This is a genomic window from Microcoleus sp. OTE_8_concoct_300 (assembly GCF_031383065.1).
In the GTDB taxonomy this organism is placed as follows: Bacteria; Cyanobacteriota; Cyanobacteriia; order Cyanobacteriales; family Microcoleaceae; genus Microcoleus.
In genome coordinates, this window is the sequence record NZ_JANMZH010000197.1 from 1 (window position 1) to 17,731 (window position 17,731).

The 17,731-nt window shown below is 46.0% G+C and carries 14 protein-coding genes and 1 pseudogene; 8 read left to right on the forward strand and 7 right to left on the reverse strand.

Annotation, left to right across the window (positions count from 1 at the left end; genetic code table 11):
- The 7 genes and pseudogenes from ACUVJL_RS09595 to ACUVJL_RS09625 form a co-directional block, all read right to left on the reverse strand.
- Positions 1-1,144, reverse strand: a pseudogene (locus ACUVJL_RS09595) (hypothetical protein); the annotation flags it as partial.
- 41 nt (positions 1,145-1,185) lie between these two features.
- Positions 1,186-1,911 (reverse strand): DUF3226 domain-containing protein, encoded by a 726-nt coding sequence (locus ACUVJL_RS09600; RefSeq protein WP_445245627.1) that lies wholly within the window; start codon positions 1,909-1,911, stop codon positions 1,186-1,188.
- The gene (locus tag ACUVJL_RS09605) at positions 1,868-2,977 is read right to left on the reverse strand and encodes an AAA family ATPase (protein WP_445245628.1); all 1,110 of its coding nucleotides are present in this window, start codon (positions 2,975-2,977) and stop codon (positions 1,868-1,870) included. The genes ACUVJL_RS09600 and ACUVJL_RS09605 overlap by 44 nt, the downstream gene beginning before the upstream one ends.
- Before the next feature lie 45 nt (positions 2,978-3,022).
- A complete protein-coding gene (cobN, locus tag ACUVJL_RS09610) occupies positions 3,023-6,976 on the reverse strand; it encodes a cobaltochelatase subunit CobN (RefSeq protein WP_445245629.1) in 3,954 nt (1,317 codons plus the stop codon).
- Positions 6,977-7,168: 192 nt separating this feature from the next.
- Complete coding sequence (locus ACUVJL_RS09615; RefSeq protein WP_445245630.1) at positions 7,169-8,029, reverse strand: EamA family transporter; 861 nt, start codon at positions 8,027-8,029, stop codon at positions 7,169-7,171.
- A complete protein-coding gene (locus tag ACUVJL_RS09620; protein ID WP_445245631.1) occupies positions 8,026-8,763 on the reverse strand; it encodes an ABC transporter ATP-binding protein in 738 nt (245 codons plus the stop codon). Before ACUVJL_RS09620 ends, ACUVJL_RS09615 begins: the two co-directional genes overlap by 4 nt.
- 274 nt (positions 8,764-9,037) lie before the next feature.
- Positions 9,038-9,850: an ABC transporter ATP-binding protein gene (locus ACUVJL_RS09625; RefSeq protein WP_445245632.1), complete on the reverse strand. Its 813-nt coding sequence runs from the start codon at positions 9,848-9,850 to the stop codon at positions 9,038-9,040.
- A 31-nt stretch (positions 9,851-9,881) separates the two neighbouring features.
- On the opposite strand from ACUVJL_RS09625, the gene ACUVJL_RS09630 reads away from it, so the two are divergent.
- From ACUVJL_RS09630 to ACUVJL_RS09665, 8 genes are all read left to right on the forward strand, one after another.
- The gene (locus ACUVJL_RS09630) at positions 9,882-10,145 is read left to right on the forward strand and encodes a DUF433 domain-containing protein (protein ID WP_445245633.1); all 264 of its coding nucleotides are present in this window, start codon (positions 9,882-9,884) and stop codon (positions 10,143-10,145) included.
- Complete coding sequence (locus ACUVJL_RS09635; protein WP_445245634.1) at positions 10,142-10,492, forward strand: DUF5615 family PIN-like protein; 351 nt, start codon at positions 10,142-10,144, stop codon at positions 10,490-10,492. Before ACUVJL_RS09630 ends, ACUVJL_RS09635 begins: the two co-directional genes overlap by 4 nt.
- Before the next feature lie 13 nt (positions 10,493-10,505).
- Entirely contained in the window at positions 10,506-10,724 is a 219-nt protein-coding gene (locus ACUVJL_RS09640; protein ID WP_445245635.1) for a type II toxin-antitoxin system MqsA family antitoxin, read from the forward strand.
- A 221-nt stretch (positions 10,725-10,945) separates the two neighbouring features.
- Positions 10,946-13,750 carry a HEAT repeat domain-containing protein gene (locus tag ACUVJL_RS09645; protein ID WP_445245636.1) on the forward strand — a complete coding sequence of 935 codons (2,805 nt, stop codon included), beginning with the start codon at positions 10,946-10,948 and terminating at the stop codon, positions 13,748-13,750.
- Between the two features lie 4 nt (positions 13,751-13,754).
- Complete coding sequence (locus tag ACUVJL_RS09650; protein ID WP_445245637.1) at positions 13,755-14,549, forward strand: Uma2 family endonuclease; 795 nt, start codon at positions 13,755-13,757, stop codon at positions 14,547-14,549.
- 72 nt (positions 14,550-14,621) lie between these two features.
- Positions 14,622-16,490: a tetratricopeptide repeat protein gene (locus tag ACUVJL_RS09655; RefSeq protein WP_445245638.1), complete on the forward strand. Its 1,869-nt coding sequence runs from the start codon at positions 14,622-14,624 to the stop codon at positions 16,488-16,490.
- Between the two features lie 273 nt (positions 16,491-16,763).
- Positions 16,764-17,027: a hypothetical protein gene (locus ACUVJL_RS09660; protein ID WP_445245639.1), complete on the forward strand. Its 264-nt coding sequence runs from the start codon at positions 16,764-16,766 to the stop codon at positions 17,025-17,027.
- A 318-nt stretch (positions 17,028-17,345) separates the two neighbouring features.
- Positions 17,346-17,600 (forward strand): FAD/NAD(P)-binding protein, encoded by a 255-nt coding sequence (locus ACUVJL_RS09665; RefSeq protein ID WP_445245640.1) that lies wholly within the window; start codon positions 17,346-17,348, stop codon positions 17,598-17,600.
- Positions 17,601-17,731: the final 131 nt, after the last annotated feature.

The following is a 17,731-nucleotide window of genomic DNA, read 5'->3' on the forward strand; positions in this document are numbered from 1 at the left end:
GGTGGGTGTCAGCAACGGGCAAGATGCCCGTTCCACTTGAGTGGAATTTGATTGTGGGGTGGGTGTCAGCAACGGGCAAGATGCCCGTTCCACTTGAGTGGAATTTGATTGTGGGGTGGGTGTCAGCAACGGGCAAGATGCCCGTTCCACTTGAGTGGAATTTGATTGTGGGGTGGGCATCTTGCCCGCCCCACAAAGGTCTCTTGACAGAGGTCAATCCTCTGCCGAAAGTGTTGTTAGGGCAGGGCTGCGGGAATCTGTAACACTGGGGAATCACGTTGGGTTCATCGGACGGCAGTTTGGGGCGAACGCCTGTGGCTAAAAGTTTGCTGCCTTCAGAATCGACGATCGAATTAAAAGTGCGATCGTCCCGGCCACTGTTAAATCCCCGCACACCATCCGCCCAGACAATCATTTGAGGCAAATGATCCGGCTTCAAAAGCCGCCGCAGTTGAAAGTCAACTACTTGTGCAGTTGCGCCGTTGACTGAAAAGTTAAATACTTTTAAGCCCGGACTGCCTTTTTGGGCCAAAGATTGTTTTAGCTGTTTGGGATCGACGCCCTGCAATGCGCGGGAACTACCGACAATCAAAACATCTGGCGGCCCGACCGCAGCAACGTAGGATAGGTAAAGTTCTAGTTGTTCGTTGAGCAAATCGCTGCTAAAGCTGACTGTACTGGCTTGCGATCGGGTTGCGCCCGCTTGCTGTTGGGAATAAACGAGGTTTCTCATGTACTCCACCACTTTTTTCTCAGCAAAAGCCCGTCTGGGACTGCCCGGGGGAACGGCTTGCATCCAGGCGACGGCCTGCACCCAGAGGCCGGCTACTTCGTCCCAGTCTTGTTTTGAATTGGCTGATTGAGCCAAATTAGAAGCTTGGGTGGCAAAGTTAACTGACTCCGTGAAGGCATCGTTTTGGGGGCATGAGGGAACGCTGACGGATTTTCTGGGTTTGTTGGGGTTTCGAGCGAGGATGGGCTGAGGGGATTGCGCTGCGGCAGCGGATTCGATCGAACCTTCGGCCGCTGCGGTGTTGGGAGGCTTGGTGGACGAACATCCCAAAGTTACAGCTAATACAGCGGCTGCGGCGCAGGTACGTTTTAAGATGCTGGTGCTGATGCTAGCAATGTAGCGGCGAATCATAAAGCTTTCAGCGAGCGCGAAATATTACTAGATATTACTAATTATCCGGCGGATCGAGCAATTAGCTCAAACAGACGTTTTAACCATTCACTAAAAATTAAGGCGATCGGGCGATCGCACCTGAGCACCTGCGCTGTTATTGCTTGTCCCATCGGCATTGCAGGCTTTTTCTGCCATGCCAGCCAAGTGTGGATTAGCGCTTTGGGATGATGAATTGGATTGTAGCGGTTAAGTCCGGCTTGTTCGAGCTCCTGTAAAATTGCTTCGGCTTTCGGATGCAGGGTGTCGCCAGGGGGGATGAGATAGGCGACAAAATCTTCTAACATTCCAGGAAGTTGGTTGTTTGGCATCAACCAAACTCCGACGCGAGGCAAGTATGGATCTGAAGGTGCACAAACCCAGCCTTCGGGAGGGGGAGATTGCGGGATGTCTCGATCGCCGATCAAACTCAGTTTACCTTTAAGAGATTGCCACCGCCCACTTAAATTGCGATCGGCATCTACCACAATTCCCAACGTGCGTAAATTCTCTGCTTTCAATCTTTCTGGCAAGCCATTTAGCAGCGCATCAACTCCTTGTGTACTTTCTTCTTGCGGTACTTCGACGGAAAATGTTTCTGGCAGTTGATATTGCTGGCACAAAGCCCAGATTGCCTGTCGGTCATTCTTACCTTCTACCAATAACTGTTGAGGTTTGGTTGAGGAAGTTTTCGTACTTTTGGCATCAGCGCACCTCGATACTTTGGCGCACTGCAACTGACAATTCATCGGGAGTGTATTCAACTGCACCAATATCCTCGCCACGTCGGCTCAAGCGAAATAATTTGCCAACAGAACTATATTCTGACTGTTCTAAGGCTTCTTGAAATGCGGCTATGCAGTCCCAACTGTGGGTAGTTGCAAAGACTTGAACGTTCAATCGCTGTGCTGTTTCAAATATCAATCGCCACATATCAGTTTGCGTTTGATAGTAAAGACCTGTATCAATTTCATCAACCCACAAAAACCCATTCTCTGATGATACGGCTGCCATTGCTATACTAAGAATTCGTCCCATACCATCTCCCATACTGCCAAGAGGAACTGGGTGAGGCTGGCCCCGAAGTTTAAGCAAAATACCACTATTAGAAGTCTGGCGACTGGTGAAACTAATCCGTTCCACATCCGGCTCCAGAATTTGCAATGCTTCTACTACACTTTGTTCTTTCGGTGTGAGTGTTATTCTATCCCACAGTACAGACAGTCGCGCAAAGCTTATATTAGTGGTTGTCAGAAAATAATTTTGATTGCTGCTCCCTATAGGAAAAACTAACTTAGATGTGTTGCCCAACCGCAAGTAACGCGAATCGCCTATAGTTCCATCAGTACGGATAGGAATTTTTATTTGGGTATACTGTCCGTATGAAACAACTAGCTCACCGAATAAATCTTCACCTAAAACTAAATCCTCTAATCCAGGAAGTGCAAGTTGCTGGGCAATAGGATTAGGCTGAATTTTTAATGAGAGCGGATGCTCTTTTGTAGAGCGGATATGAATAGCCCCATCGAAGTTATTAAGTTGATGACCGTAAAAAATATGTAAAATCTGATAATGATGCCCAGAAACGACTTCGCCATTTCTTTGTCTAGAAGGCTCGACTGTTAGTTCACCTCTGCTGTTTAGCACCTCAAGTAGAAACTGAATATTTCCTTCATTAACTAATAAATAAATGGCTTCTAAAAAAGTAGTTTTACCGCTATTGTTCTGACCGACTATCAGATTAACCCTAGCTAGATCGTCGATACGAAAATCTTTAAAACAGCGATAATTTTGGATGGTGAGATCGCGCAACATGGATTCCTCCCATATTAACTAAATTCTATCATTTCTCCGTTCAGACTAGAAACCAGTATGGGATTCGATGACTGCTTCGGCTTGCAGGGCGATCGACCTCAATTTATCCAATGTATCCTGGTTCGCACTCTCCCACAACCCCCGCTGACGAGCTTCTAGCAATCTTTCCGCCATATCTCGCAGTGCCCAAGGATTGTTTTCTTGAATAAATGCCTGCACTTTCTCATCAAAAATGTAAGCCTCTGCGATTCCTTCATACATAAAATCCTCTACACAATTTGCCGTAGCATCGTAAGCAAACAAAAAATCAACAGTTGCTGCAATTTCAAACGCGCCTTTATAACCGTGTCGCATCGCACCTTCTATCCATTTGGGATTCACAGCCCTGCTGCGATAAACCCGCGCAATTTCTTCTCGCAGTTGTCGCACTTTCGGCTTTTCGGGAATCGAGTTGTCTCCGAAATAGGTTTCAGGATTTTTGCCTTGCAAATTGCGAATTGCGGCCGTCATTCCCCCTTGGAATTGATAATAATCATCCGAGTCGAGGATGTCGTGTTCCCGGTTGTCTTGGTTTTGCAGAACTATTTGCATTTGGCCGAGGCGTTGTTCAAATGCTTCGGGTGCAGAACATCCCCATTCACTCTGTTTAACTCCTGCTACATCTCCCGGCAAATTTGAGGAACTAGAGGAGGTATAGGCGTAACTGCTCCAATTAATGTAAGCTTTTGCTAAATCGCTGTCGTCTGTCCAGTTTTGAGCTTCAATTATGCCTTGAAGTCCTGCGCCGTAAGCACCTGGTTTTGAGCCAAACACTCGAAATTGCGATCGCCCTTGCGCCTCTTCCTGACTCAAACCTGTAGATTCCCAATACATAATCTCGGCTTGAACTTGTGCTGCTAAAGGATTGCTTTCAGGCGATTCGTCTAAATCTGCCACAGCTTTTACCGCACTGTCAAACAAATCAATTAAATTAAAAAAAGCATCGCGGAAAAAGCCAGAAATTCGCAAAGTAACATCAACGCGCGGCCGCCCCAAAACAGAAACTGGCAAGATTTCAAAATCTACAACCCGGCGCGAAGGGCCATCCCAAACTGGTTGAACTCCTATCAGCGCCAAGGCTTCGGCGATGTCGTCTCCCCCCGTCCGCATGGTGGATGTTCCCCACACTGACAAACCCAAAGTTTTCGGATATTCGCCGTTTTCTTGGGTGTATCTTTCGATTAAAGTTTCAGCAGCAACTCTGCCAACTCTCCAGGCGGTTTCTGTGGGAATGGCGCGGATATCTACTGAGTAAAAATTGCGGCCGGTGGGCAATACATCTGGTCTGCCGCGAGTGGGCGCGCCGGATGCGCCGCTTGGTATGTGCCGCCCATCTAGTCCGCGCAAAAGGTTGGTAATTTCTTGGTTTGTTTGGAGGAGTGAAGGTAAAAGATAGTTATTTATCCAGTCTAATTCTTGTTTAGTTGCTTCTCCTGTTTGGATATTTTTAACCGCAGATGAACGCGGATTAACGCGGATATTTTCGATTAAGTTATCTACTAATTCAGCGGCTTTTTCTTCGAGTTCTGCTGTTAAATCGCCTGCTGTGCGGTGCTGAATTATCGAGGTTGGATCGCAGGTTAAGGGGTCGAAATCGTAGCCTGAGTCTTCTGCTAGGGCGCGGGTTATGCCCGATCGCCCGTTGGTGGGATGGCGGGCGATCGCAATTATCAAATCTCTCAACTGTCTACCTTCGGGACACTGCCCGAAAATGTGCAATCCGTCGCGGATTTGGGATTCTTTGAGTTCGCAAAGATAGCCGTCTGTGCGGGTGATAAATTCTGTAAATTCCGATTTATTTAGTTGTATTCCTAAGTCTTTATCTAAATTTTCTTTGTTGGTGAGGGCGAGAATGCGATCGCGAATCATGGGCAATCGGGACGGATCTAAACTTTGGGCTTCGCAATACTCATCAATTAAGGTTTCCAACTGCTGCAAAGGCCCGTAGAGTTCGGCGCGAGTCATCGGCGGTGTCAGGTGGTCGATAATCACAGCTTGCGATCGTCTTTTTGCTTGGGAACCTTCCCCCGGATCGTTGACAATGAAGGGATAAAAATTCGGCATCGCGCCTAATGCTACTTCTGGATAACATTTGTTAGACAATGCTATACTTTTACCGGGAAGCCATTCTAAATTGCCGTGTTTTCCGGCATGAATTATAGCGTCAATTCCCCACTTTTCTCGTAGCCAATAATAGTAAGCTAGATAATTGTGAGTTGGTTCTAAGTCTGGGGCATGATAGTTCAAACTAGGGTCAATTTCATATCCCCGCGATGGTTGAATTCCCACAAACACATTCCCAAACTGAATCCCCGGAATCGGAAAGTAGGGACACGGCATTGCCGTTTCCTTCCCCTGGACGTAGGGAGATGGCATTGCCGTTTCCCTAGGTTGTGTATGACCTTCCGCCAACCCCCATCTTTTACAAATCCCATCTTGCACTTGCTGCGGCAAACTAGCAAAATATTCTTCATATTCTGCCAAATCCAAAGATTGATGAACAGGCCGCAATTCGCGTCCTTCCGGGTCATTTGTCACGCCAGAAGTCAGGAGTTCAATTAACTCGTTGCCGCTAGCGGGGATGTTTTCAATTTGATAGCCAGCTTGCTGCATAGCTTTGAGGATTTCGACACAGCTAGCGGGCGTATCTAAGCCGACGCCGTTGGCTAAGCGGGCGTTGCGAGTGGGGTAATTTGCCAGAATTATGGCGATGCGTCTGTTGGCGGTTGGGGTTTGTTTCATCTTCACCCACTTCGCGGTTAAATCTGCTACAAATTGAATGCGATCGCCCGCTGCTACATAGCCTACTACATCTGTTTCTAATTCGCTGTTCCAAGTCTGTACCGCTTTAAAAGAAACAGCCCTAGTAATGATTTTTCCGTCTACTTCCGGCAATGCTACATTCATCGCCACATCCCGCGGCGAAAGTCCCTGAAGTTCCGTTTCCCACTGTTCCAAACCGCCACCACTGAAGATTGCTTGCAATACGGGAACGTCTAAGGATTTTAAGCTGTTTTGTTCCGGTTCTTGACTGCTGAAACCGGAGACTGCAAAACTTGTGGTGTTGAGCAATAATTGAATTGGTTCTGATTCTTTTGGCTGGAAATATTCCAGCAATTCTATTTGCAAATCTGGTTCCCGCAGAGAAGACACAAAGACGGGAACTGGTACTAAGTTTCGCTCTGCTAGAGCTTGACAAAGTGCATCAATTGGGGCTAAGTTTCCTGATAAATAATGAGCGCGATAAAATAAAATTCCGACTTTAGCTATAGTTTGTAAACCCGGAGATCCCCCCCAGCCCCCCTTAATAAGGGGGGAGCAAGAAGTGGTCAAAGTCCCCCTTATTAAGGGGGATTTAGGGGGATCTGAATCTGATTGAAAAGTTTCAAAACACTCCTCCCCGCGCCCGATCCAATCATAAATTCCGACGCGGGAAACTGTTTGAGGTAGCGGTGGATTGTAAGCAGTTTTCAGGCAAGTATCGGCGGCAAATTTGAGTGCGTTAACAAAGTTTTGGACTCCGCCTTCTGTAAAGTAGCGCCACAGTTGATTGACGGCTGATAGCGATACATTTGAATGGCTGATTAAATCTGGATCGGGACTGTCTTCTCCCGGCATTACAATCAGTGAGGCCTTAGTTTTCTGCACAGTTTCCCGCAGAATTTCTAACCCGTAAGACCAATAAGAACGCCCTCCTAACAGTCTTAAGATTATGACCTCTGCACGTTCTAAAACTTCCTCGGCATAAGTATCAATTGTTAGTTGTTGCTGCAACTGAAGCAGGTTTACTGCGCGCAGTTTGGGGAATTCTGCAGGCATTTTCGATGCTGCAACTGCGAGTGTTTGAATGTCGGTGTCAGCAGCACTAATAAATACTATAGGTGCGGGGGTTTGCTGAATAAAAATTACTCCTTCTGCTTGAGGGTTCCAACCTCCCGGTGTGGCGGCTATTTTGTGCATTAATTTTTTTTATGTTAATAAATAGTGAGAGAAAGTGCGATCGCCTTTACTATAACATGACTTATACATAAATAGAGGCTAGGGCGTGTTTCCCCACCCGGACATTCCCGCCCAACCGAGAGAGGGCGGGCACGGGGGCACCACCCCTACATTCGGGGGGAGAATGAGCGTCAAAGTCCCGGAAATCTCAACTTATAAACTGATAAATAAAACTCCCAAAATCATGATTCCGGCCCCTAATAATCTTTCTTGAATATCTTTTTCCTTAAAAATGAAATGACCGAACAATACACCCATTAACACGCTAGTACGCTTAAGGGCGGTCACTCGCACTACCAAAGTTAATGTCAAAGCTTGCATTTGACAAATCACTCCAAGAGCATTGATAAACCCCATAGCAGCTAGCATTGGTAATTGTTTGAGAATTTGTCGCCCTGGATTTGGGGTTTTGTGAAATAAAACTGGCAGTAGCAAAACACTCATTGTACCAAACAAAGAGAATACCCAAAAAATAGGGTAGGAATTTGTCACTCCTATTTTGTCACAATTTGAGGCAATACTCCATAGAAATGCGACGATTAACATCAATTTTGGTCCGGGTTCATGCAGCAGTGCTTTGAATGGAGCTAAATATCCTTTAGATTTCTCTTTGATATTTAATAAATAAGAGCCTGCTACGATTAGTAAAATGCCAATATAATCAAATAATTGGGGATATTCACCGACCATTAACGGTGAAGTTACCAACATGAATAATGGTGTCAAAGCTACCAGGGGTAGTGTCAGGGATAAATCTGATAATTTGATGGCTTTCATGTAGAGAATGGCTGTGACAGCGTTGATGCTACCTCCGATTAATAGGGCAAGCCAAAATTGAGAGTTTAATGCCGGAATTCCTGTATAAAGTACCCAGGGAATCAAAAAGATGACTGAAAAAAATGAGAAAGACCAAGCGACAACATATTCGTCACTTTTTTGGAGGTTTTGTTTGCCCAAAACGTCTTTGACGGCTTCAAAGAAAGCGGTCAAGATTCCTAAAATTAACCAAGTCACCCTAAGTATGCCCTCCTAACTCGATCGTCGTTTAGCAAATCTGATGCCAGGCCTGTGAGAGTAATGTTACCAGCTTCTAGCACGTAACCCCGATCGGCAATTTGCAGTGCTAAACTGGCGTTTTGTTCCACTAAAAGGATTGTAACGCCCGTGGATCGCAAGTTTTGAATGATGGCAAAAATTTCTTTGACGATCGCGGGTGCTAAGCCTAAACTAGGTTCGTCTAATAATAACAGTTTCGGGCGCGACATCAGAGCACGGGCGATCGCCAGCATTTGCTGTTCCCCACCGCTGAGGGTTCCTGCTAGCTGGCGGCGCCTTTCTGCTAAGCGCGGAAATATCTCAAATTGGCGCTCTAAATCAGCTTTTACGGCCACCGAGTCCGATCGAATATAGGCCCCTAATTCTAAGTTAGTCAACACCGTTTGCTGCGCCAAAACCCGCCGCCCTTCGGGACTGTGGGCGATTCCCAATTTCACAACTTCGTGAGGGAGGCGGCGGGTAATGTCGCGCCCGTTATAAATAATTTGTCCTTGTCGCAAATTAACTATTTTAGAAATAGCTCTCAAGGTGGTACTTTTACCCGCACCGTTGGCGCCGATGAGACTGACAACCTCGCCCGCATTTATCGTGAGATTAATATTTTGTAGGGCTTGAATGCCACCATAATTTACAGAAAGGTTTTTGAGTTCTAAGAGAATGTTTTGGGTTTTTTCTGGCGGGGTGTCGTGCATTTTGTGTGACTTTGAGGTAGATTCCGATTTACCGTTGGGTGGGGGCAGGTTTATGAAATTATTGGTCTTAGGCAATTATTGTTGGTGAAACCCGCCCCTACAGAATGCGTGAGAATGGTGCAAGATGTGAGTTTACTCGTTCCCGGGCTCTGCCTGGGAACGCATATCGAGAGGCTCTGCCTCGATTGCCTGGGAACGCATATCGAGAGGCTCTGCCTCAATTTTTCCTGTTACCCAACGAAGCAGACCCTCTAGATACTGGAAGTTAAAATTTCTAATTTTCATCTCCCAAATAAGCTTCAATCACAGCCGGATCCTTCCTCACAATAGCCGGCTCGCCCAAGGCAATAAGCTGACCGAAATGCAATACAGCAATTCGATCGCACAATCCCATAACGAGCGGTACATTATGCTCGATCAATATTACAGTTAAATTGAATTGTTGGCGCACTTCGCGGATAAATTCGCTTAATTTGTGCTTTTCATTGGGATTCATCCCCGCCGCTGGTTCATCTAACAGCAATATTTGCGGTTCTAGGGCTAAAGCGCGGGCAATTTCTAAGCGCCTCTGGTCGCCGTAGGGCAAGTTTTTCGCTTGTTCGCCCGCCCGATCGCCCAATCCGACTAAATCCAACAATTCTAAGGCTTTCCGCTGGGTTTTGCGTTCCATTGCGTTAGAGGCCCGCAAGCCGAAAATCCCCGCCAGCAGCGATAAAGCTGGATTGCCCGATCGACTGTGGATGTGTCGGGCGATCGCCACATTTTCCACAGCAGAAAGTTCCCCAAACAACCGAATATTTTGAAATGTTCGGGCAATACCTTTATTAGCAATTTGATAAGGTCGCAGTTTAGAAATATTTTCGTTTTGATAAATCAGATTGCCACTAGAGGCAGGTATCAGTCCAGTCATAACATTAAATAGAGTGGTCTTGCCCGCGCCGTTAGGGCCGATCAATCCAAAAATTTCGTGTTTTTGAACTGTAAAAGATACATCGTTTACAGCAATTAAACCGCCAAAGCGGCGAGTTAATCCTTTGGCTGCTAAAACAGGATTGCTGGTTGAGAGGGTAAGGGGTTCGGAAATCATAAAGAAATGATAGAATATAAGATATCTAATTATGCCTCAAATTATGGATGCTCAAAAACTCTTAGAACGAATCACAGTAAATCCCAAGATATTTAACGGAAAACCGATTATTCGGGGTCGCCGTCTTGCAGTTGAGCATATTCTAGGAATGTTAGCCGCAGGCGACACTCCTGAAACGATTCTAGAAGGCTATCCCTGGCTAGAAAGAGAAGATATTCAGGCTTGTCTAGTTTATGCTCACCGACTGGTTAGTCACGAGCGTATCGAACCTCTCTTGGCGGAAGCTGGCCAATGAAAATTCTTTTGGATACTTGTGTTTGGGGCGGCTCCCGCCAACAACTCGAAATCGCTGGACATGATGCAATATGGACGGGAGATTGGCCTGAAGATCCGGGCGACGAAGAGATTCTTTCTCATGCATATAATGAGGGTCGTATTCTAGTAACATTAGACAAAGATTTTGGCGAACTTGCAATAGTCCGAGGCGTACCTCACTGCGGGATTATCCGTTTAGTTAATCTAGCGGCGAGACAGCAAGCAGAAGTTTGCTTGCAGGCGATCGCACTTCACGGACAAGAACTCCAGTCAGGTGCTATTATCACTGCGGAATTAGGTCGATTGAGAATCCGAAATCCGGGATAATGAGGATAGACCCATGCGAGAAATCCGATGCAATACCTGCGGTAGCAACCGCTATGAGGAACGTAAAATCAATTGCCATTACGGTCATCAAGGTAAATACTTGCTAGTTCCTAACACGCCTGTAGAGATTTGTCTTGAGTGTGGCATGATTTATTATGATGCAGCAGTTATTAAAGAAATTGAGCGCCGTTTCTTTGCTATTCACCAGCAGAATGAAATGCCGGATTCATAGATTGAAATTCCCAGCAAGAGTTACACGTAAAGAATGGTTTTTTAAGGGAAGAACTAGAATCTTCTTAAAGTCCCCCCTTTTAAGCAGTATTTAGGGCGATCGATTTCACCACAGACAAGCACCAATTTAGAGCGCCCGGACTCGGGAACCAATTTGATTAGAATGTAGATACAATTATTCAAATGGCTGAGACGGCTCATCAAATATCAGGATTCTGGCTCATGACAAAGCACTACCGACAAAGATTAGTTGCCGTAATTGCCCTCTCGTTTCTATCTTTCACATCGCCTTTGCTGTTGACTCGCAATGCTCGGGCTGAAAACCTCAGCGCGCCCACAGCTAGTTCTCAAGAGATTACCTCCTTAATCAAGAAGTTAAAGAGTAACGATGAAAGGGAACTTGATGCAGCTATTGAGAAGTTACGAAAAATAGGTAAACCAGCCATTCCGGCTTTGATAAAAGCTTTGCAGGATCAGACTTTGCAAGTCCGCCGGAGTGCTGCCTACGTTCTGAGACGAATGGGCCCCCCTGCTATTCCTGCCCTTGCTAAAGCCTTGAAAAACTCAGATGCAAATGTGCGTAGGGATGCAGCCTATGCTTTGGGGAAAATGGGTGCAGAAGCTAAAACTGCTGTGCCACACCTAGTTCCCCTGCTTAAAGACTCAGATGCAAAGGTGCGTAGCAATGCAGCCTATGCTTTGGAGAAAATCGGTGCAAAAGCTAAAACTGCTGTGCCCCAGGTAGTTCGCCTGCTTAAAGACTCAGATGCAAATGTGCGTAGTAGTGCAGCCTCTGCTTTGGAAAGAATCGGTGCAGAAGCTAAAACTGCTGTGCCACAGCTAGTTCCCCTGCTTAAAGACTCAAATGCAAATGTGCGTAGTAGTGCAGCCTCTGCTTTGGGAAGAATCGGTGCAGAAGCTAAAACTGCACTGCCACAGCTAGTTCCCCTGCTTAAAGACTCAGATGCAAATGTACGCGACAGTGCAGCCTTTGCTTTGGGGAGAATGGGTGCAGAAGCTAAAACTGCACTGCCACAGCTAGTTCCCCTGCTTCAAGACTCAAATGCAAATGTGCGTAGCAGTGCAGCCTCTGCTTTGGGGAAAATGGGTGCAGAAGCTAAAACTGCACTGCCACAGCTAGTTCCCCTGCTTCAAGACTCAAATGCAAAGGTGTGTAGCGATGCAGCCTCTGCTTTGGAGAAAATCGGTGCAGAAGCTAAAACTGCTGTGCCGCAGCTACTTCCCCTGCTTAAAGACTCTGAGGCAAATGTGCGTGGTCGTGCAGCCTCTACTTTGGAGAGAATCGGTTTTAGCCTTCAACAAAAGGCAAAGACGCTAACTTCGCAGGAGTTAAATCAGGCTGTATCCAACTTAGAATCAGCCTTGAAAACTTTGGCAGAACCTAAAGCTGATTTCTCAGAACAAACGATCGCAAATCTCCGCGTATACATCAATGTTCTCAAAGCCGAACAAAAAGAGCGCCTATTCGTAAAATCCATCATCCAAAATCCCTACATCTGGGGAACGGGAATTTACTTATTTTTACTCTTCGGAACCTTTGCCATCCGCCCATTGTGGCTGCTAAAAATTTACGAAACATTAAAACCGATCGGCTTCAAAATACCAGTTCTCGGCACGGATGTATCCCTCGGCAACTTGATATTTTTCAAATACCATCCCAGAGTTCTCGATGCTTGGGTGGCAGCACACGTCCAAGCCACGCGAGACGAATTTCAGAAGCGGGAAACAGTGCGCGATCGCCAAGTTCTCGTCCCCGTCCCCGTCATCCTCGACAACAACACAATTGCCACCCTCAAAGGCAAAGATTTGCAGCCCACATTTGCTCAAAAGCGCGGCTGTTTGTTGATTTGGGAAGAAGGGGGAGCCGGAAAAACCAGTTTAGCTTGTCTGATTGGCAAATGGGCGATGTCCGATAATCCTGAAGAACGGATTTGCGATCGTCGAATGCTGCCAGTTCTCATCGAATCAGAACTAAACATGAAAGTAGCAGAAGGCAAACAGCCATTCCTCGAAGCAATTCGCGGTCAATTGCAAGATTTAACCGACACTGCTGAGCCGATTTCTGAAGAATTATTAGAACAGTTGCTCAAACAGCGGCGTATCCTAGTCATCGTCGATCACTTCTCAGAAATGAGCGAACAGACACAAACAGCAATTAGACCGGAAATGCCAGATTTTCCGGTTAATGCTTTGCTCGTAACTTCGCGGCTGGAAGAACGTTTAGGTGGAGTCACCAAGACTGCAATCAAACCCCTCCGCATTGCCGGGAATGTACTGTCATCGTTCATGGAAAGCTATCTCAGCCAACGAAAAAAGCGCCACTTATTCAGCGGCACAGAATTTTTAGATGCTTGTGCCCAACTATCAAGAATAGCCGAGTATAGAAACATCACAGTTTTGCTAGCAAAACTCTATGCCGACCAAATCATTGCCAAGAAAGAAGGCACAACCGACGGCAATTTACCGGATAATATTTCCGAGTTAATGCTGCACTACTTAAACCAACTCAATCGTAGCGTAACAGAGAATAAATTGAGCGATTCCACCGTCCACAAAAATGCTAAAATCCTAGCTTGGGAATGCCTGAAGCCAACCTATCGACCCGCAGCGGCTAACCGTCAAAATGTGATATATGCTTTGGGTGAAGAGAATGCAGAATCGAGGCTCAAGTATTTAGAAGACAAACTCAGAATCATCCAAACAAAAGGTGTAGCCCACGACCAAATCCACTTTGCTTTAGATCCGGTAGCCGAGTATTTAGCTGCGTTGCATTTGCTAGATATTAACGGCAAAAATGAGAGTAAATGGCAAGAATTTTTGCAGGTAGCAGACTCCCAAAATCCACCAGAAGCCATCAAAGATTTTCTGTTAGCAGTAAAAGATTGCTATCTTGATAAAATTCCCGGTGCAAAAGATACTGACTTTCTGCCGAACGAAATCAACTCGCGCTATAATATTACAACTGCCGTGCCGCCTCAATCTCCTCAAGCCGTCTCGCCTGGGTAATCTTATGACGATGTACGTACCGGATTCGCAGCCTTCCCAAACAAAAGTCCTCCCTACGATGTATGATTTACCCAGTGAAGACCCGGAGGAACCCGGTTTGCCTGACGAATTCCACGAGTTTCAACCCGAACTGCTGCGTCTAACCTGCCGCCCCCCAAATCATCCACCCGAACAAATATTTATAGGGACAGACATCAATCTCTACTACGATTCTCACCATTTCAATTGGTACAAAAGACCTGATTGGTTTGTCGTCTTGGGGGTTCCGAGATTCTATGGAGGTGACGAATTGCGCCTCAGCTACGTGATGTGGCAAGAAAATGTCAGTCCTCTGGTAGTAGTAGAACTTCTGTCACCGGGAACGGAAGATGAGGATTTAGGAATTACAGAAGAAGCACGAAATAAACCCCCTACTAAGTGGCGAGTTTACGAACAGATTTTGCAGATTCCTTACTACTTTGTTTTTAGTCGGTACAACAATCAACTGAGAGTATTTCGCTTGATTGGCAATCTTTACCGCGAACAAGTTTTAACCGAGTCGCGCTTCTGGATACCGGAATTAGAATTAGGTATAGGTTTGTGGGAAGGTTGTTATCAAGGTTGTTCTAGGTTGTGGCTGCGTTGGTACGATGTCAGTGGCGATTGGGTTCTGACTCCAGAGGAGTTTCAAAGACAGCGAGCTGAATTAGAAAGTCAGCGAGCTGAATTAGAAAGTCAGCGAGCCGAATTAGAAAGTCAGCGAGCAAATCGATTGGCCGATCGCCTCAGAGAAATGGGCATTAATCCAGATGAGCTGTAAAATTAAGTAGCAGCATGAAATGGTGCAAGCTGCAAGCGCTGTCCATAAATATTTATTAACTAAATATAACTTATGCCAGAATCTACCTCACTGCGCGATCGCTACTTAGCCCTAATCGACAAAATTGTCGAAATCACCCTCAAAGGTCAAATTCGCTCTAAAGAACAAGTCTATCAAATGCTGGTGCAAGACATTAGCACCGGTACCGGCGAAATCTTTGAACGCTGTTTCGGCGAACGCCTTGATGCCGCCGAAAATCAACTCAGAAATGAAAAAGACGAAATTAAACAAGCAAAGGCAAATCGTACCCTCAGAGCTCTCAAAACCATCCAAGGAGAATGGGAACGCTGGCAGAAAGATAACCGCGTCGATCGCGAAATTGCCTCCTCAATCCAACAAATCCTTACCGCCGAATCTAACAGCCGTCTCCTGGCATTATTGCAAGTAATCGATCCGAATAAAGAACATCCCCTGACTCTGGCTCAATTGCAGCAATTGGCAAAATCCCTACACCAACAAATCCTGCAAACTGCCAATCCCGAAACCGAGCGAGATTTGCAGCAAATCACCGCTGGTATTGCCAAAGGTTTAGAATCTTGGCAGCGGTTGGAACCAGAACTCGTGGGCTGGATTTATCAGCCGCAGCAGCTAGGATTTTCCGGTAGTCCAGAACTAAATGGGCCTTGGGCTTTTTGGGCAAAAAAAGTTAACAGTCCCTTTCCCCAGGCTCTCTTGAATACGATTGCCCTCGGCGAATCGGTAGTTCAATTCGCAGCCAAGCAATCGAATTTAGAGTTAGGCGGATTGGTGGAATTAGCGATTATCTTGCAGTGCTTGCAGCGGGCGTTGGCGATATGGTTTGACAAGCAAGTTTATGATTCCCAAGTGTCCACAAAAGCTTCAATTTCTACTTACATTACTTTTGCTGTAATTTGGAGTCAGCTAGCTAGTGGGTTTAATAATTCTACCAAGAGCGGGGAACAGTTGGCAAATGCTTGTTTTCAAGTAACTTTGCAAATTTTGCGCGCTTTTTCTCAGCGGGAATATTTTCCGCTTTACGGCGGGATTTTTGCTTCCTTTGATGGTAAAGCTCTGCGTCATACTTTGGATTATTTAGATGAACCGCTGCGGCGAGTTGAAGGCACTCAAGCGAAAGCTCGGATTCTGACGCTTTTGGGTTATTCGATGCAGGCGGCTGGGGCCTACGAGCGATCGCTCTTGCTGCACAAGCAAGCGCTGGAAATTGCCCGCATGGAAGGAGACAAAGCTTGCGAAGTTGCCAATCTCAATCACATCAGCCGCAACTATGTTGCTCAAAAAAATTATCAGGAAGCGATTAATTACAGCCAGCGGGCTTTAATTATGGCACGACAAACGGGACAGCGACAAGGCGAGGCAAATGCCCTGGCTAATTTGGGTTACAGCGAAGTGTTTCAAGCGCGGCAGTTGGAGGAGGTGGAACCGGAGGTTTATGAGAGTGCGATCGGTTATTTGGAACAAGGTTTGTTGCTATCGGAAAGATTGGGCGATCGCCAAAGTCAAGCTTTTTGTTCCAGCAGTCTCGGTATCGCTAAAATTGCCCTGGAAAATGCTGAAGCTGCGATCGAATATTTGATAAAAGGTTGGCAAGCTGCCCAATTTTCGGGCGACTTATATTTGCAAGGTCTGAATTTGGCTTATTTGGCTCAAGCTTATTACAGAATCAACGCACTAGAACAAGCGATATTCGCTGGCAGTTTGGGGATGTATACTTTGGAGCAAATAGGGGCGGCGGAGTGGCGCCAATCGGCTGGTTTGCTGACTATTTTGCGGGGTCAAATGGGGGCGGAAGCTTTTAAAGAATCTTTGGCGAAAAGTCGAGCGAATATCATTCCGGCGATCGGTGTTGACGGCTACGATTACATCCCGGAATTGTTGGAAAAATACCAGCAATCTATTTAACTTTTTGTGGAACAGGCATCTTGCCTGTTGCTGACAGAGGTTTAAGGTGTAAGTTCTAACTCACCGAAAATCACCATTATCAATCAGTCTGTCATGGGCGGGCAGGATGCCCACCCCACAAGAAAATTTAATTTTTGTGGAACAGGCATCTTGCCTGTTCTGATGTTTTTTGATGCACCCCAACCTCCGAATAATTAATGCTCAACTATCACCGGCGTTCCAACTGCGAAAATCACCATTAGACCTCTTGCAAAAATAAATCGGACGGGCAAGATGCCCATCCCACAAGAAAAAATAACTCTTGTGGGATGGGCCGAAGAGCCCGTCCCATCAATTGAGGAAAAAGATTTTTGCAAGAGGTCTAATGTTGATGTTTCTATCTTAGATGTAGTCACTCGACGGCGGAGTTATGGATTTGAACCGATCCAAGCTGATATGGTTGCCGAGCAACAGGAAATTGCCGATACTTTTTTTGAACTTGGTTTAATTCCCAAGCAGCTCAAAGTTGAAGAAGTAGTTTGGAAACCAGGTAATTAAAAATCCCCGCTTGTGGGTAAGTGTTGGAGACAGAGGCAGCGATATCTTTTCATAGCTCCGAGGTCTTAAAAATAAATACCTTCCTAAGCTGTCGCGCATTTAAATTGTATATTCAGGGCGGGCGGGACGCCCACCCCACAAGACTTTAATTTTTTTTTGACATACAATTCAAATGCAGAATATAGCAATCCTAAATCATTTGTGAATTTCTTACTCCCTCCCCAAGGCATCGGGGAGGATTGGGGTGGGGTAAAAATTTTACGACTCCTGCAAGGATTGCTATAGCTTATTCTATTTGATGCTGATAGGGTTCCTAAAATGCTGACTTCCGATCCTATAACAACGATCGCGATCGTCGGTGCTGGCTTTAGTGGTTGTCTCGTAGCGGTTCACCTGTTGAAAACAGCCAACCGACCCCTGGTGATCGAGCTGATCGATCGCAGTCACGAGATTGGCCCTGGAGTTGCATACAGCACCCATGACACCAGTCATTTGCTGAATGTATCTGCAGGCAAGATGAGTGCCTTTTCCGACGATGCCGGTCATCTGCTGCGCTGGCTGCACAATAAGTAGTCAGACAGAATTAATTACACAAATACATAGTATAATGATATTCCAGGCAAAATTATGAGTTAATTACAGTTTCATATGATGTTTATCAGAGAAATAAATCCTCTTTCGTCTAAATTGCTCGACTCGAATTC

Excerpts from the sequence above, each read along its gene's own strand:
- ACUVJL_RS09600 (WP_445245627.1), bottom strand. The coding sequence starts at position 1,911 with ATGAATTGTCAGTTGCAGTGCGCCAAAGTATCGAGGTGCGCTGATGCC.
- ACUVJL_RS09605 (WP_445245628.1), bottom strand. The coding sequence starts at position 2,977 with ATGTTGCGCGATCTCACCATCCAAAATTATCGCTGTTTTAAAGATTTT.
- cobN (WP_445245629.1), bottom strand. The coding sequence starts at position 6,976 with ATGCACAAAATAGCCGCCACACCGGGAGGTTGGAACCCTCAAGCAGAA.
- ACUVJL_RS09620 (WP_445245631.1), bottom strand. The coding sequence starts at position 8,763 with ATGCACGACACCCCGCCAGAAAAAACCCAAAACATTCTCTTAGAACTC.
- ACUVJL_RS09625 (WP_445245632.1), bottom strand. The coding sequence starts at position 9,850 with ATGATTTCCGAACCCCTTACCCTCTCAACCAGCAATCCTGTTTTAGCA.
- ACUVJL_RS09630 (WP_445245633.1), top strand. The coding sequence starts at position 9,882 with ATGCCTCAAATTATGGATGCTCAAAAACTCTTAGAACGAATCACAGTA.
- ACUVJL_RS09635 (WP_445245634.1), top strand. The coding sequence starts at position 10,142 with ATGAAAATTCTTTTGGATACTTGTGTTTGGGGCGGCTCCCGCCAACAA.
- ACUVJL_RS09640 (WP_445245635.1), top strand. The coding sequence starts at position 10,506 with ATGCGAGAAATCCGATGCAATACCTGCGGTAGCAACCGCTATGAGGAA.
- ACUVJL_RS09645 (WP_445245636.1), top strand. The coding sequence starts at position 10,946 with ATGACAAAGCACTACCGACAAAGATTAGTTGCCGTAATTGCCCTCTCG.
- ACUVJL_RS09650 (WP_445245637.1), top strand. The coding sequence starts at position 13,755 with ATGACGATGTACGTACCGGATTCGCAGCCTTCCCAAACAAAAGTCCTC.
- ACUVJL_RS09655 (WP_445245638.1), top strand. The coding sequence starts at position 14,622 with ATGCCAGAATCTACCTCACTGCGCGATCGCTACTTAGCCCTAATCGAC.
- ACUVJL_RS09660 (WP_445245639.1), top strand. The coding sequence starts at position 16,764 with ATGCCCATCCCACAAGAAAAAATAACTCTTGTGGGATGGGCCGAAGAG.
- ACUVJL_RS09665 (WP_445245640.1), top strand. The coding sequence starts at position 17,346 with ATGCTGACTTCCGATCCTATAACAACGATCGCGATCGTCGGTGCTGGC.